This window comes from Streptomyces sp. AHA2 (assembly GCF_036857595.1).
In the GTDB taxonomy this organism is placed as follows: domain Bacteria; phylum Actinomycetota; class Actinomycetes; order Streptomycetales; family Streptomycetaceae; genus Streptomyces.
Window position 1 is genome coordinate 133,241 of sequence record NZ_JAUQWJ010000007.1, and the last position, 12,914, is coordinate 146,154.

General features: G+C 72.0%; 13 protein-coding genes and 2 riboswitches. Of the genes, 6 read left to right on the plus strand and 7 right to left on the minus strand.

All coding sequences use genetic code 11. The features are described from left to right. Positions 1 to 40: 40 nt before the first annotated feature. Positions 41 to 829, minus strand: a complete 789-nt coding sequence (locus tag Q5694_RS16790; RefSeq protein WP_333933855.1) for an enhanced serine sensitivity protein SseB — start codon at positions 827 to 829, stop codon at positions 41 to 43. A 176-nt stretch (positions 830 to 1,005) separates the two neighbouring features. Then, positions 1,006 to 1,674 (minus strand): AAA family ATPase, encoded by a 669-nt coding sequence (locus tag Q5694_RS16795; RefSeq protein WP_333933856.1) that lies wholly within the window; start codon positions 1,672 to 1,674, stop codon positions 1,006 to 1,008. 223 nt (positions 1,675 to 1,897) lie between these two features. Next, a riboswitch (glycine riboswitch) is annotated at positions 1,898 to 1,997 on the plus strand. Then, positions 1,998 to 2,114: riboswitch (glycine riboswitch) on the plus strand. A gap of 74 nt (positions 2,115 to 2,188) precedes the next feature. Between Q5694_RS16795 and gcvT the strand changes: the two genes are divergently transcribed. The 6 genes from gcvT to Q5694_RS16825 all read left to right on the plus strand — a co-directional run bounded on the left by gcvT (position 2,189) and on the right by Q5694_RS16825 (position 8,724). Further along, positions 2,189 to 3,310 carry a glycine cleavage system aminomethyltransferase GcvT gene (gene gcvT, locus Q5694_RS16800; protein WP_333933857.1) on the plus strand — a complete coding sequence of 374 codons (1,122 nt, stop codon included), beginning with the start codon at positions 2,189 to 2,191 and terminating at the stop codon, positions 3,308 to 3,310. A 101-nt stretch (positions 3,311 to 3,411) separates the two neighbouring features. Further along, positions 3,412 to 3,789 (plus strand): glycine cleavage system protein GcvH, encoded by a 378-nt coding sequence (gene gcvH, locus Q5694_RS16805; protein WP_086562694.1) that lies wholly within the window; start codon positions 3,412 to 3,414, stop codon positions 3,787 to 3,789. A 14-nt stretch (positions 3,790 to 3,803) separates the two neighbouring features. Beyond that, entirely contained in the window at positions 3,804 to 5,066 is a 1,263-nt protein-coding gene (gene glyA / locus Q5694_RS16810) for a serine hydroxymethyltransferase (protein ID WP_333933859.1), read from the plus strand. 88 nt (positions 5,067 to 5,154) lie between these two features. After that, the gene (locus Q5694_RS16815) at positions 5,155 to 6,522 is read left to right on the plus strand and encodes an L-serine ammonia-lyase (RefSeq protein WP_333933861.1); all 1,368 of its coding nucleotides are present in this window, start codon (positions 5,155 to 5,157) and stop codon (positions 6,520 to 6,522) included. A gap of 113 nt (positions 6,523 to 6,635) precedes the next feature. Further along, a complete protein-coding gene (locus Q5694_RS16820) occupies positions 6,636 to 8,036 on the plus strand; it encodes an MFS transporter (protein WP_333933862.1) in 1,401 nt (466 codons plus the stop codon). 130 nt (positions 8,037 to 8,166) lie between these two features. After that, entirely contained in the window at positions 8,167 to 8,724 is a 558-nt protein-coding gene (locus Q5694_RS16825) for a glycoside hydrolase family 25 protein (protein WP_333933863.1), read from the plus strand. 147 nt (positions 8,725 to 8,871) lie between these two features. On the opposite strand, the gene Q5694_RS16830 is transcribed toward Q5694_RS16825, so the two are convergent. The 5 genes from Q5694_RS16830 to Q5694_RS16850 all read right to left on the minus strand — a co-directional run bounded on the left by Q5694_RS16830 (position 8,872) and on the right by Q5694_RS16850 (position 12,899). Further along, positions 8,872 to 9,534 carry an NADPH-dependent F420 reductase gene (locus Q5694_RS16830; RefSeq protein WP_333933864.1) on the minus strand — a complete coding sequence of 221 codons (663 nt, stop codon included), beginning with the start codon at positions 9,532 to 9,534 and terminating at the stop codon, positions 8,872 to 8,874. Between the two features lie 182 nt (positions 9,535 to 9,716). Then, a complete protein-coding gene (locus tag Q5694_RS16835) occupies positions 9,717 to 9,929 on the minus strand; it encodes an EF-hand domain-containing protein (RefSeq protein ID WP_333933865.1) in 213 nt (70 codons plus the stop codon). Positions 9,930 to 10,097: 168 nt separating this feature from the next. Next, positions 10,098 to 11,276 carry a YncE family protein gene (locus tag Q5694_RS16840; RefSeq protein ID WP_333933866.1) on the minus strand — a complete coding sequence of 393 codons (1,179 nt, stop codon included), beginning with the start codon at positions 11,274 to 11,276 and terminating at the stop codon, positions 10,098 to 10,100. A gap of 77 nt (positions 11,277 to 11,353) precedes the next feature. Next, entirely contained in the window at positions 11,354 to 11,857 is a 504-nt protein-coding gene (locus Q5694_RS16845) for an ATP-binding protein (protein WP_333933868.1), read from the minus strand. 274 nt (positions 11,858 to 12,131) lie between these two features. Continuing rightward, positions 12,132 to 12,899: an enoyl-CoA hydratase/isomerase family protein gene (locus Q5694_RS16850; RefSeq protein ID WP_333933870.1), complete on the minus strand. Its 768-nt coding sequence runs from the start codon at positions 12,897 to 12,899 to the stop codon at positions 12,132 to 12,134. Positions 12,900 to 12,914 lie beyond the last annotated feature (15 nt).

The window sequence follows — 12,914 nt, forward strand, 5'->3', positions numbered from 1 at the left end:
CGCGCGCGGCGGTGACGCGCCCGCACCGCCGTGCCGGCCGCTACCGCTGGTAGAAGGGCCGGACCCGCTCCCTCATCCAGGCGCCCACGGGGTCCTCCGTCACGTCCAGGAGCACCAGATTGACCGGCCAGGGGGCGGGCGCGGCGGTGACGGCCCGGGTGAGCGCCTCCAGGGGCAGGGCGCGCAGGTCGCCCTCCCACTGGGAGAGTTCGACGCCCACGAACATCACGGGGTCGGCGGTCTCGATCGCGGCGAGGCAGCGGCGGGCGGTGACGACGACGCCGATGGCCTCGAACTCGGCGGAGGCGGCGGCGAGGAAGTCGACCGGGTCGTCCTGCCAGTCGGGTTCGAAGAGGCGGACGCGGCCGCCGCTCGCGGGTCCGTCGAGCGGGGTGCGCCCGGCCCGGCACAGCTCGGCGACGGCGGGGGGCGGCAGGGGTATGCCGACCACTCCCCCGGGGTTGATCACGATGCCGGCGTGCGGGGGGAGCCCGCGGGCGAACTCCACGGCGGGGGCGACGGTGTACGACATCTGCGAGCCGGCGGCGAGGTGGAACTGCTCCTCGGAGCTGAACACCGGCACGTACGCCTGGCCGTCCAGCTCCACGGCCGGCAGGTCGAGGGGGCCGCTGTGCGGGCCGCCGCCGTTGGGCAGCGGGACCCAGACGAAGCTCCGCCCGAGCACCTCGACGATCCGCCCGCCGGCCGCGGGCCCGGCGCCCAGGGAGGCCGAGAGCACCTCCTCCAGCTCGTTGCCGGGCCATCCCCCGTGCGAGTGGGTCTGCGTCTGCGCCGGGAAGCCGGCCCCGAACTCCGCCGGAAAGTCCATCTGCCTACCGCCTGCCTCGAGCCACTGCCAGTGCCGCCAGAAGGCTAACGGCTCGACGCCGGGCGCGGCCGGGGCGGGCTGCGGGGCCGCTCCTGCGCACGCGCCGGGGCAGGGCTCCGTCCCTGCCGCCGACGTGCCTGCGGGGGGCGGGTCCCGGGTCCCGGTCCCGTCGAGCGTCAGTCCGTGAACGTGATCCGGTGCAGTGCCGCTGCCGTGTCCCGGTCGGTGAGGACGGCGGAGGCGCAGCCCCGGGGGAGGCGGCCGCGGTGCACCGCGCGCAGGAGGCGGTCCATGGCCGTGCGGTGGCGGCGGAAGGCGTAGCGGGAGACGCCGCGGCCCCGGTCCCGCTGGCCGGCCAGGGCCTGCTCGGGCGTGACGTCGAGGAGGAGCAGGTGCAGGGCGCCGCCTCGGCGGCTCGCCTCGCGGGCGAGCCAGCGGCGGACCCAGGCCTGGGTGCCGCAGTCGTGCACCACCAGCCCCTCACCGGTGCGCAGGGCGCGGCGCAGCCCGGCGTAGTGGGAGAGGCGGACCAGCGGGCGGTAGACCGCGTACGGCAGGAAGCGCGGCATGCGGCGTTCCCAGCGGTCGCGGGTGTCCTGGGAGTCGACGCGCCGGCCCGGGACGGTGCGCCGCATCAGCGTGGACTTGCCGCTGCCGGGCAGCCCGGTGACCACGACGACGTCGCGGGCGCCGAACACCAGCGCCCGCGGGCCGCGGTCGGCGCGCTCGCGCAGGTCGCGCACGGTGGCCGCCGGCAGCGGGCCGCGGGCCGCCCGGGCCGGTACGGCCGGCTGCCCGGGCAGCGCGACGCCCGTGGTCGCGGCGTACGCCCTGGTCCTGTTCACCGTGATCGTCCTCCCCTGGGGCCAGGTACGCCGGTACCCTCCCCGCCGAGTGTAAAGAGACGGTAATGCCGCAGGCCTCTCATTTCGGTGCGGTTCCTGCAACAGGGTTGCCACAGGTCTCCGGGCCCCGGCGCGTGGGACGGCGCACTTGCTGAGAAAGGTCCCCCTGCCGCGCCGGAAGGATGCGTGCAATGATGGGCGCGCCAACTGCATACCGGCCGTTTGAATCCGCGCGGGAGAGTCCCCAGCACCGCTGACGCTGGGGCGCCGAAGGAGCAAGTCCCTCCCTTGAATCTCTCAGGCCCCGTTACCGCGCGGGCGAGGCACATCTGAAAAGCGGGCCCTCCCCTGCTCCGGCAGGCCGGCTCCACCCAAGGTGCAAGCCATGGACCAGCGCGGTCATGGCGAACCTCTCAGGTTCCGATGACAGATGGGGAGGAACGACCTCGCCCTCCCCCACGCTCGAACGAGTTCGCGCGGGAGGTACCCCCATCGCCCTGGGAGACGACCGACTGTGAGCAGTACAGGAGAACTCCGTCACACCGCGCTCGATGCCCTGCATCGCTCGCTCGGCGCGACGATGACCGACTTCGCCGGCTGGGACATGCCCCTGCGCTACGGCTCCGAGCGCGACGAGCACCTCGCCGTGCGCACGAGGGCCGGGCTCTTCGACCTGTCCCACATGGGCGAGATCACCGTCACCGGCCCGCAGGCAGCGGCCCTCCTCGACTACGCCCTGGTGGGCAACATCGGCGGTGTGAAGCCGGGCCGCGCCCGCTACACCATGATCTGCCGGGCCGACGGCGGCATCCTCGACGACCTGATCGTCTACCGGCTGGGCGAGAGCGAGTACATGGTCGTCGCCAACGCCTCCAACGCCCAGGTCGTCCTGGACGCGCTGACCGAGCGCGCCGCCGGGTTCGACGCCGAGGTGCGCGACGACCGGGACGCCTACGCGCTGATCGCCGTCCAGGGCCCGGAGTCCCCCGGCATCCTGAAGTCCCTCACCGACGCCGACCTGGACGGGCTGAAGTACTACGCCGGCCTGCCCGGCACGGTCGCCGGGGTGCCGGCCCTGATCGCCCGCACCGGTTACACCGGCGAGGACGGCTTCGAGCTGTTCGTGAAGCCGGAGCACGCCGTCGAGCTGTGGCAGGCCCTGACCAAGGCCGGCGAGGACGCCGGGCTGGTCCCGTGCGGCCTGTCCTGCCGCGACACGCTGCGCCTGGAGGCCGGCATGCCGCTGTACGGGCACGAGCTGACCACCTCCCTGACGCCCTTCGACGCCGGTCTCGGCCGTGTGGTGAAGTTCGAGAAGGAGGGCGACTTCGTGGGCCGCCAGGCCCTGGAGGAAGCCGCCGCCCGGGCCGAGCAGAACCCGCCGCGGGTGCTGGTCGGCCTGGTCGCCGAGGGCCGCCGGGTCCCGCGCGCCGGGTACGCCGTCGTCTCGGGCGGCGAGGTGATCGGCGAGGTCACCTCCGGCGCCCCCTCCCCCACCCTGGGCAAGCCGATCGCCATGGCCTACGTCGACGCCGCGCACGCCGCGCCCGGCACGTCCGGCGTGGGTGTGGACATCCGGGGCAGCCACGAGCCGTACGAGGTCGTGGCGCTGCCGTTCTACAAGCGGCAGAAGTAGACACTGGCCGTGGGCCGCCCGCGCGGCCCGGCCACCGTCACCCGGTTCACCAGCAGTCCCCCCTTTCACAGCACTCCCGCGCGTACAGGAGAATCCAGGCCATGAGCAACCCCCAGCAGCTGCGCTACAGCAAGGAGCACGAGTGGCTGTCGGCCGCCGAGGACGGCGTGTCGACGGTCGGCATCACGGAGCACGCGGCCAACGCGCTCGGCGACGTGGTCTTCGTCCAGCTCCCCGAGGTCGGTGACACGGTGTCCGCGGGCGAGACCTGCGGCGAGCTGGAGTCGACCAAGTCGGTGTCCGACCTGTACTCCCCGGTCTCCGGTGAGGTCACCGAGGTCAACGAGGACGTCGTGAACGACCCGTCGCTGGTGAACTCGGCCCCCTTCGAGGGCGGCTGGCTGTTCAAGGTGCGGGTCACGGACGAGCCGGGCGACCTGCTCTCCGCCGACGAGTACACCGCGTTCTCCGCCGGCTGAGGAGTCGTAGCCGTATGTCCGTCCTGAACACCCCCCTGCACGAGCTCGACCCGGCCGTGGCCGCCGCGGTCGACGCCGAGCTGCACCGCCAGCAGTCCACGCTCGAGATGATCGCCTCGGAGAACTTCGCCCCGGTCGCGGTCATGGAGGCGCAGGGCTCGGTCCTCACCAACAAGTACGCCGAGGGCTACCCGGGCCGCCGCTACTACGGCGGCTGCGAGCACGTCGACGTGGTCGAGCAGATCGCGATCGACCGCGTGAAGGAGCTGTTCGGCGCCGAGCACGCCAACGTGCAGCCCCACTCCGGCGCCCAGGCCAACGCGGCCGCGATGTTCGCGCTGCTCAAGCCGGGCGACACGATCATGGGCCTGAACCTCGCCCACGGCGGTCACCTGACCCACGGCATGAAGATCAACTTCTCCGGCAAGCTCTACGACGTCGTCGCCTACCACGTGGGCGAGGACGGCCGGGTCGACATGGCCGAGGTCGAGCGGCTGGCCAAGGAGTCCCGGCCGAAGCTGATCGTCGCCGGCTGGTCGGCGTACCCGCGGCAGCTGGACTTCGCCGAGTTCCGCCGGATCGCGGACGAGGTCGGCGCGTACCTGATGGTCGACATGGCGCACTTCGCCGGGCTCGTCGCGGCCGGGCTGCACCCCAACCCGGTGCCGCACGCGCACGTGGTCACCACCACGACCCACAAGACCCTCGGCGGCCCGCGCGGCGGTGTGATCCTCTCCACGGCCGAGCTGGCCAAGAAGATCAACTCCGCCGTCTTCCCCGGTCAGCAGGGTGGTCCGCTGGAGCACGTGATCGCCGCCAAGGCCGTCGCCTTCAAGGTCGCCGCCTCGGAGGACTTCAAGGAGCGCCAGCGCCGTACGCTGGAGGGTGCCCGCATCCTGGCCGAGCGTCTGGTGAAGGACGACGTCCGGGCCGTGGGTGTGGACGTCCTGTCCGGCGGCACGGACGTGCACCTGGTCCTGGTCGACCTGCGCGACTCCGAGCTGGACGGGCAGCAGGCCGAGGACCGGCTCCACGAGATCGGCATCACCGTCAACCGCAACGCGATCCCGAACGACCCGCGTCCGCCGATGGTGACCTCCGGTCTGCGGATCGGCACCCCGGCCCTGGCCACCCGCGGTTTCGGGGCCGAGGCCTTCGCCGAGGTCGCGGACGTCATCGCCGAGGCGCTGAAGCCGTCGTACGACGCGGAGGCCCTCAAGGCCCGGGTGAAGGCCCTGGCCGACCGGCACCCGCTGTACCCGGGTCCGAACAAGTAACGAAGAAACCTTTCGGGCGCCGCGCCGGCCACAAGCGGGCGCGGTGCCCACCCCCTTGGCACCACCCCCGTAGTCAGGAGTTCCCCCCGTGGCCATCTCGGTCTTCGACCTGTTCTCGATCGGCATCGGCCCGTCCAGCTCCCACACCGTCGGGCCGATGCGCGCGGCCGGCCTGTTCGTCCGGCGGCTACGCAACGAGGAGCTCCTGGGGTCCGTCGCCTCGGTCCGCGCGGAGCTGTACGGCTCGCTCGGCGCCACCGGCCACGGCCACGGCACGCCCAAGGCGGTCCTGCTCGGCCTGGAGGGCGACTCCCCGCGCACGGTGGACGTGGAGACCGCCGACGAGCGGGTGGAGGCGATCAGGGCCGGCGGCCGGCTGAACCTGCTCGGCGAGCACGAGATCGCCTTCTCCTTCGACGACGACATGGTCCTGCACCGCCGCAAGGCCCTGCCCTACCACGCCAACGGCATGACCCTGTGGGCGTACGACGCCTCGGGCGCCCAGTTGCTGACGAAGACGTACTACTCGGTGGGCGGCGGGTTCGTCGTCGACGAGGACGCGGTCGGCGCGGACCGCATCAAGCTCGACGACACCGTGCTGAAGTACCCCTTCCGCACGGGGGACGAGCTGCTCCGGCTCACCCGGGAGACCGGTCTGTCCATCTCGGCGCTGATGCTGGAGAACGAGCGGGCCTGGCGCACCGAGGAGGAGATCCGCGAGGGCCTGCTGGAGATCTGGCGCGTGATGCAGGCCTGCGTGGCCCGCGGCATGTCCCGCGAGGGCATCCTGCCCGGCGGCCTGAAGGTGCGTCGCCGGGCCGCCAATACCGCCCGCAAGCTCCGCTCCGAGGGCGACCCGCAGGCCCTGTCCATGGAGTGGATCACCCTCTACGCGATGGCCGTGAACGAGGAGAACGCGGCCGGCGGCCGGGTCGTCACCGCCCCGACGAACGGCGCGGCCGGCATCATCCCGGCGGTGCTGCACTACTACATGAACTTCGTGCCGGGCGCCGACGAGGAGGGCGTGGTCCGCTTCCTGCTGGCCGCGGGTGCGATCGGCATGCTGTTCAAGGAGAACGCCTCCATCTCCGGCGCCGAGGTCGGCTGCCAGGGCGAGGTCGGCTCCGCCTGCTCCATGGCCGCGGGCGCACTGGCCGAGGTGCTCGGCGGCTCACCCGAGCAGGTGGAGAACGCCGCCGAGATCGGCATGGAGCACAACCTCGGGCTCACCTGCGACCCGGTCGGCGGCCTGGTCCAGATCCCGTGCATCGAGCGCAACGGCATGGCGGCGGTCAAGGCCGTCACCGCCGCCCGCATGGCGATGCGCGGCGACGGCTCCCACAAGGTCTCCCTGGACAAGGTCATCAAGACGATGAAGGACACCGGCGCCGACATGTCGGTCAAGTACAAGGAGACGGCCCGGGGCGGCCTGGCGGTGAACATCATCGAGTGCTGAGCCGCCTCGGCGGCACGGTCCGCCCGCGTCTCACATCGCGAGAGGACCGTACCGCGCAACAAGATGGCTGACATCGTTGTACGTGCCATGTTTCGCGCGTGAAAGACCGATCGATGCCCGCTCCTGCCTCCGGTACCGCCCCGGCCCCCGCCAACCCGCGGTCCCGTGTCCTCGTCGCCAGCCTCATCGGCACGACGATCGAGTTCTACGACTTCTACATCTACGCGACCGCCGCGGTGCTCGTCTTCCCGCAGCTGTTCTTCCCGAGCAGCGACCCGACCACCGCGCTGCTGTCGTCCTTCGCGGTGTTCGGCGCCGCGATGGTCGCCCGGCCGGTCGGGGCCGTCGTCTTCGGGCACCTCGGTGACCGCCTCGGCCGCAAGAGGACCCTCGTCGTCTCGCTGCTGACCATGGGCATCGCCACCTTCCTCATCGGCGTCCTGCCCACCTACGCCCAGGCCGGCTGGGTGGCCACCGCGCTGCTGGTGCTGATGCGGCTCGCGCAGGGCTTCGCCCTCGGCGGCGAGTGGAGCGGCGCGGCCCTGGTCGCCACCGAGAACGCCCCGAGCGGCAAGCGGGCCCTGTACGGCACCTTCCCGCAGCTGGGCGCCCCGTTCGGCTTCATCATCGGCAACGGGCTGTTCCTCCTCATGGGCGCCCTGCTGCCGTCCGCGGCGGGCGCCGACCCCTCCCAGCCCTCGGACGCCTTCGTCAGCTGGGGCTGGCGGGTGCCGTTCCTCTTCTCCGCCGTGATGGTCGCCATCGGCCTGTGGGTGCGCTCACGGCTCGTGGAGTCGGCGGTGTTCACCCGGACCCGCGCCACGGGCGGGGTGCGACGGCTGCCGCTGGCCACCGTGGTGCGCAGTCACGGCAGGCAGCTGGTCCTCGGCACCTTCATCATGCTCGCGACCTACGTGCTCTTCTACCTGATGACCACGTTCTCGCTGAGCTACGGACGCGCTCCCGAGGACGCCGCCGTGCCCGGACTGGGCTACGGCTACACCACGTTCGTCCTCATGATGATCTTCGGTGTGCTGTTCTTCGCCGCCTTCACCCTCGTCTCGGGCCCCCTCGCGGACCGCTACGGGCGGCGCACCTGCCTTCTCTGGATCACCGCCGCGATCGTGGTCTTCGGGCTGGTCTGGGTGCCGCTGATCGGTCTGGGCACGCCGGGCGTGGTGCTGTGGCTGGTGCTGGGCTTCACCCTGATGGGCCTGACCTTCGGTCCGATGGGCGCGCTGCTGCCCGAGCTGTTCCCGACCGGCGTCCGGTACACCGGATCGGGCATCTCGTACAACGTCAGTTCGATCCTGGGGGCGGCGGTCGCCCCGTTCATCGCCGTGGCGCTGTGGGAGACCGGGGACGGCTCGCCGTGGCTGGTCGGCGTCTACCTCTCGGTGATGGCACTGCTGACGCTGGTCGCGCTCCTGCTGAGCACGGAGACCAAGCACGTCTCCCTGGACGACGCGGAGGCCGCCCCGGCTGAAGCGGTCAGCTCCGCCCCCGCCGCCTGAGTCCCACCGGCGCTCACCTCCGCCGGGCCGCGAACCTCCCCGCGCCCGGCGTACGGCCGCCTCCGGCGGGCATACAACCACCCTCCACCCCAGTGCACTTCCGCCCCACCGGAACGTGAGGGAGCTCCCCATGCTGCGCGGAATCGACGTGAGCGCGTACCAGTCCTCGTCCTACTCCACGGACGGCCTGTCCTTCGTCTTCGTCAAGGCGACGGAGGGCCGGTCGTACGTCAACCCCAAGCTGGCCGCGCAGACGAAGCGGGCGCGGGACGCCGGACTGGTCGTCGGCTTCTACCACTTCCTGTGGCCCGGCAACCTCACCGGCCAGGCCGAGTACTTCGTGGGCGAGGCCCCGGACCGGCCGGGCGACATCCTCGCCGTCGACTGGGAGAGGACCGGCGACGGGACCCGCGCGAGCAACGCCGAGAAGGACCGCTTCCTTCGCAAGGTCAAGCAACTGCGCCCGGACAACCGCGTCGTGCTCTACTGCAACCGCGACTTCTGGCTCAACGTCGACACGACCTCCTACGCGGGCGACGGTCTGTGGATCGCCGACTACGTGAGCGCGGGCAAGCCCCGGATCAAGGCGAAGTGGCGCTTCCACCAGTACACCGACGACCCACTGGACAAGAACGTCGCCGCCTTCGAGAGCAGGGCGGCGCTGCACAACTGGGCCGCCGGCGCCTGAGACGGCTCCGGGTGTACCGGCCCGCGGAGTTGTCGCCGCCGAGCGCGCCGGGCACCGACGACAACGCCGCGGACGCGCGCGCCGGACCACGCGTCCGCCGCGTGCGTGCATGGCGTCGCGAGGCAGGAGGGAATCGTCAGACAGGCCCTAACCGCGGAAGTCCGGGGTGCGCTCCGGGGAGGCTTCCGCGAGCGCCTTGACGACCTCGGCCGTGCCGGCGCGCAGTCCGTAGACCGGGGTGCCGGGCTGCTGGCGCCAGGAGTCGTCGATGCCGCCGGCGTCGACGGTGTCGAAGCCCAGCTCGTCGATGAGGGCGCGCACCGTGCGCTTGGCGGCCTCGTCGTCGCCGGCCACCGGCAGGGCCATGCGCTCGGGGTCACCGGCCGGGCGGTGGCGGTCCAGGATGTCCTGGGCGTAGGTACCGTTGAAGGCCTTGACCACGGGGTGGCCGAGCTGCCGTTCGGTCCACCGGCTCTCGGTGAGGCCCTCGTCCTCGATCGCGGCGATCCGGCCGTCGCGCTGCTTCGGGTAGTAGTTGCCCGTGTCGATGACGGCCACGCCCTCGGCGGCGCCGTCGAGCACGCCGGACGGCAGGTCCGGGACGGCCTTCAGCGGGATGGTCACCACGACCACCTGCGCGCCCCGGGCCGCCTCCCCGACGGGCACGGGCGTCGCGCCGGTCTCCTCGGCCAGGGCCGTGAGCGTGTGCGGTCCGCGGGAGTTGGCGACGGACACTTCATGACCGAGGGCGGTGAGCCGCCGGGTCAGGTTGCCGCCGATGTTGCCCGCTCCGATGATGCCGATCTTCATGTCCTCGCCTGGCCCTTCCGGGGGTCGGTGACGCCGGCCGAACGTCTGTGACCGGCGTCAACCGAGCCCGTGGACGGGCTATTCCGCCCTCTCACCCGGTCGGGCGAAGGTTCGGCCCGGGCACGCCGAGGGGCCCGGTCCTGGTGCGGACCGGGCCCCTCGCACCGCGTGCGCCGCGCGGCCTACTTGTTCAGGAAGGCCCAGAACTCGTCGAAGCTGAGCTGCTTGTCGCCGTCCAGGTCGCGGGCCTTGATGACGACCTCGGCGACCGACTCGGTGACGTTCCAGTCGCCCGACTGGGCCAGGGCGGTCTTGAACTCGGCAGCGGTGATGTAGCCGTCACCGTCCGTATCGATCCGCTCGAACTGCTTGCGTGCTTCCTCGATGTCCGCCACCGATCCGCCCCTCTTCTCGTGCTGCGCGTCCTCGTGACGCGGGTTTGACGGAGGTCAGGTTATCCGCCCGCCCCGGCCGCCGACGCGGCGCCCGCCCGGCCGGCCCGCGCGGTGGCCCGGGTGCGCGGCGACGGCGACGGGGGTCCGCTCACCGCACGACGACGCGCCTCACCGGAAGACGCCCGTGTGGCCGAGGGAGTAGCGGCCGGGCTGGGGGTACACGGCGAGGCCGTGCGGGCCGCTGCCGACCTCGATGCGGGCGAGCTGGGCACCGGTGCGGGTGTCGACGGCGTACACCTCGCCGTCGTAGCGGCCGGACAGCCACAGCACCTTTCCGTCGGCGGAGACGCCGCCCATGTCGGGGCTGCCGCCGCCGGGCAGCTTCCACTTCTTGGTCAGTTCGTTGCGCGTGAAGTCGAAGACGGAGATCGTGCCCTCGCCGCGGTTGGACACGTACATCTCACGCGAGTCCCGGCTGACGTACAGGCCGTGGGCGCCCTTGCCGGTGGGCAGCAGCGTGGGCGGGGTGAACTTCTCGCCGTCGAGGACCCACATGCCGTGGGCCGTCATGTCGGCGATGTAGAACCGCTTGCCGTCGGGCGAGAGCTTCACGTCCTGCGGCATGGCGCCCTCGAAGGGCAGCCGCTGCTGTGCGACGACCTCCATCTTCTCGGTGTCGACCTTGAGCAGTTCGCCGCTGAACTCGCAGGAGACGACGAAGTAGCGGCCGTCGAGGGAGAAGTCGGCGTGGTTGACGCCGTAGCAGGAGACCGGGACCGTCTTCTCGATCTTCATGGTGTGCGGGTCGCGGAAGACGAGCTCGCGGTCGAGGGAGGCCATCACCACGGCGTACTTGCCGTCGGGGGTGAAGTAGAGGTTGTAGGGATCGTGGACGTCGACCTCCTCGCCCGCCTCACCGGTCCTCGGATCGATCGGGGTGAGGGTGTGGCCGCGGTTGTTGTTGACCCACAGCGTCTTGAGGTCCCAGGAGGGCACGACGTGCTGGGGTTGCCGGCCCACCTTGATCGTCTCGACGATCTCGTAGGTCTTCGGGTCGATGACGGACACCGTGTCGGACTCGGTGTTGGGGACGTAGACCCGGGAGGGGAAGTCCTTGACCACGGGCGACAGCCTGCCGGGGCGGTCGGCCGCGTACACGTCCCGGGGGTCGAGCACGGGCGGCATGCCGGGCAGGCCGTGGACGGGCTTCCTCTCGGGCGGGGCGGGCACGGCGGCCCGGGTGCCGCGGGACTCGGCGGGCCGATCCCCGCTCGGGGCGCCGCAGGCGGCGAGGACGGCGACGGCGGCGCCCGCGACGAGGGCGCTCTTGGCGAGATGGCGGTGCATCGCACCATTCAAGGAGCCGGCGGCCCGAAAAGCCGTGATTCGCCCGTCCGGCGGCCGGGTGAGGAATGCCCCCGCCGTCAGCGCTCGGCGACCCGCATCTCGAACCAGGTGGTCTTGCCCCGCGGCAGCAGGTCGACGCCCCAGCGGTCGGCCAGCTTGTCGACGAGGAACAGGCCCCGGCCGCTGATGTCCAGCTCCTGGACCGGCATCAGGCAGGGCAGTCCGCGGGACGGGTCGCGCACCTCCACGCGGATCCAGCCGCGGCGCCGGTGCATGCGCAGGCCGAAGACGCGGGCGCCGGTGTGGCGCACGGCGTTGCCGACCAGTTCGGAGACGAGCAGGACGGCGTCCTCCGCGGTCCTGGGGGCGAGTCCCCACTGGCGCAGGACCACGACCTGGACGAGGCGCCGGGCGGTGGCGGCGGACTGCGGGCGGGACGGCAGCGGGACCTCCCCCTCGGTAGGGTCGCCGTACGACTCCAGCGCCCGCAGCGCGTGTTCGTCCTCGACCGCCGGCGACCAGCGTGCCGTGCCCGCATGGGCGTGCCCCCGCGGCTGTTCCGTACCCTCCAGCCCCGCCATGCCCCCATCATGGCCGCCGGGCAGGACCGAGGAGGCCGTTCCCGGGGAACACACCCCCGGGGACGACCCCCCACCAGGTGACCCTCCGGCATGTGCCGGCGGCACTTCGGGGCCGTCAGTACCCCCTCCGACCTGCTGGAACGTCCCTTTTCGGGGCAATGGACGGACTCCCTCGGCCAGATGGGCTTAAGGCTGCGACAAGGCTGCCATAAACCGCCCCTTCGAGGGACCCCGGATCAGACATCTCGTCAATTGCAAGTCCCCGAGGGAACGTTCAGAGGAACTTCGCCTTGCCCGGTCCCTCCTCGACGAAGCTGCGCATCCCGCGCTCGCGGTCCTCGGTGGCGAACAGGCCGGCGAACCAGTTCCGTTCCACCGCCAGGCCGGTGTCGATGTCCGTCTCCAGCCCGGTGTCGATCGCCTCCTTGGCCGCGCGCAGCGCCAGTGCGGGCCCCTGCGCCAACTGGGCAGCCCAGGCGTGTGCCTGGGGGTACACCTCGGCGGCCGGCACGACCCGGTCGACCAGGCCGATCCGCTCGGCCTCGTCGGCCTTGACCATCCGGCCCATGAAGATGAGGTCCTTGGCCTTCGAGGGGCCGACCAGGCGCGCCAGGCGCTGGGTGCCGCCCGCGCCGGGGATGAGGCCGAGCAGGATCTCCGGCTGGCCGAGCTTGGCGTTCTCCGCGGCGATGCGGAAGTCCGCGCACAGGGCGAGTTCGCAGCCGCCGCCCAGCGCGTAGCCGGTGACGGCCGCGACGACCGGCTTGGGGATCCGGGCCACCGCGGTGAACGCGTCCTGCAGGGCGCGGGCGCGCAGGACCATCGCGGTGTGGTCCATCGCCTGCATCTCCTTGATGTCCGCGCCCGCCGCGAACACCTTCTCGCCGCCGTAGACCACCACGGCGCGCACGTCCTCGCGGCGCGTGGCCTCCTCGGCGAGTTCCTTGAGCCGGTCCTGCGTGGCGATGTCCAGCGCGTTCATGGGCGGTCGGTCCAGCCGCAGCGTGCCGACGCCTTCGGCGACTTCGAGAGAGACGGTCATGGGCAGCAGGTTAAC

Bases quoted from the DNA above. Each gene is read 5' to 3' on its own strand.
- gcvH (WP_086562694.1), top strand. From the start codon at position 3,412: ATGAGCAACCCCCAGCAGCTGCGCTACAGCAAGGAGCACGAGTGGCTG.
- Q5694_RS16845 (WP_333933868.1), bottom strand. From the start codon at position 11,857: ATGGCGGGGCTGGAGGGTACGGAACAGCCGCGGGGGCACGCCCATGCG.
- Q5694_RS16840 (WP_333933866.1), bottom strand. From the start codon at position 11,276: ATGCACCGCCATCTCGCCAAGAGCGCCCTCGTCGCGGGCGCCGCCGTC.
- Q5694_RS16790 (WP_333933855.1), bottom strand. From the start codon at position 829: ATGGACTTTCCGGCGGAGTTCGGGGCCGGCTTCCCGGCGCAGACGCAG.
- Q5694_RS16850 (WP_333933870.1), bottom strand. From the start codon at position 12,899: ATGACCGTCTCTCTCGAAGTCGCCGAAGGCGTCGGCACGCTGCGGCTG.
- Q5694_RS16820 (WP_333933862.1), top strand. From the start codon at position 6,636: ATGCCCGCTCCTGCCTCCGGTACCGCCCCGGCCCCCGCCAACCCGCGG.
- Q5694_RS16825 (WP_333933863.1), top strand. From the start codon at position 8,167: ATGCTGCGCGGAATCGACGTGAGCGCGTACCAGTCCTCGTCCTACTCC.
- glyA (WP_333933859.1), top strand. From the start codon at position 3,804: ATGTCCGTCCTGAACACCCCCCTGCACGAGCTCGACCCGGCCGTGGCC.
- Q5694_RS16830 (WP_333933864.1), bottom strand. From the start codon at position 9,534: ATGAAGATCGGCATCATCGGAGCGGGCAACATCGGCGGCAACCTGACC.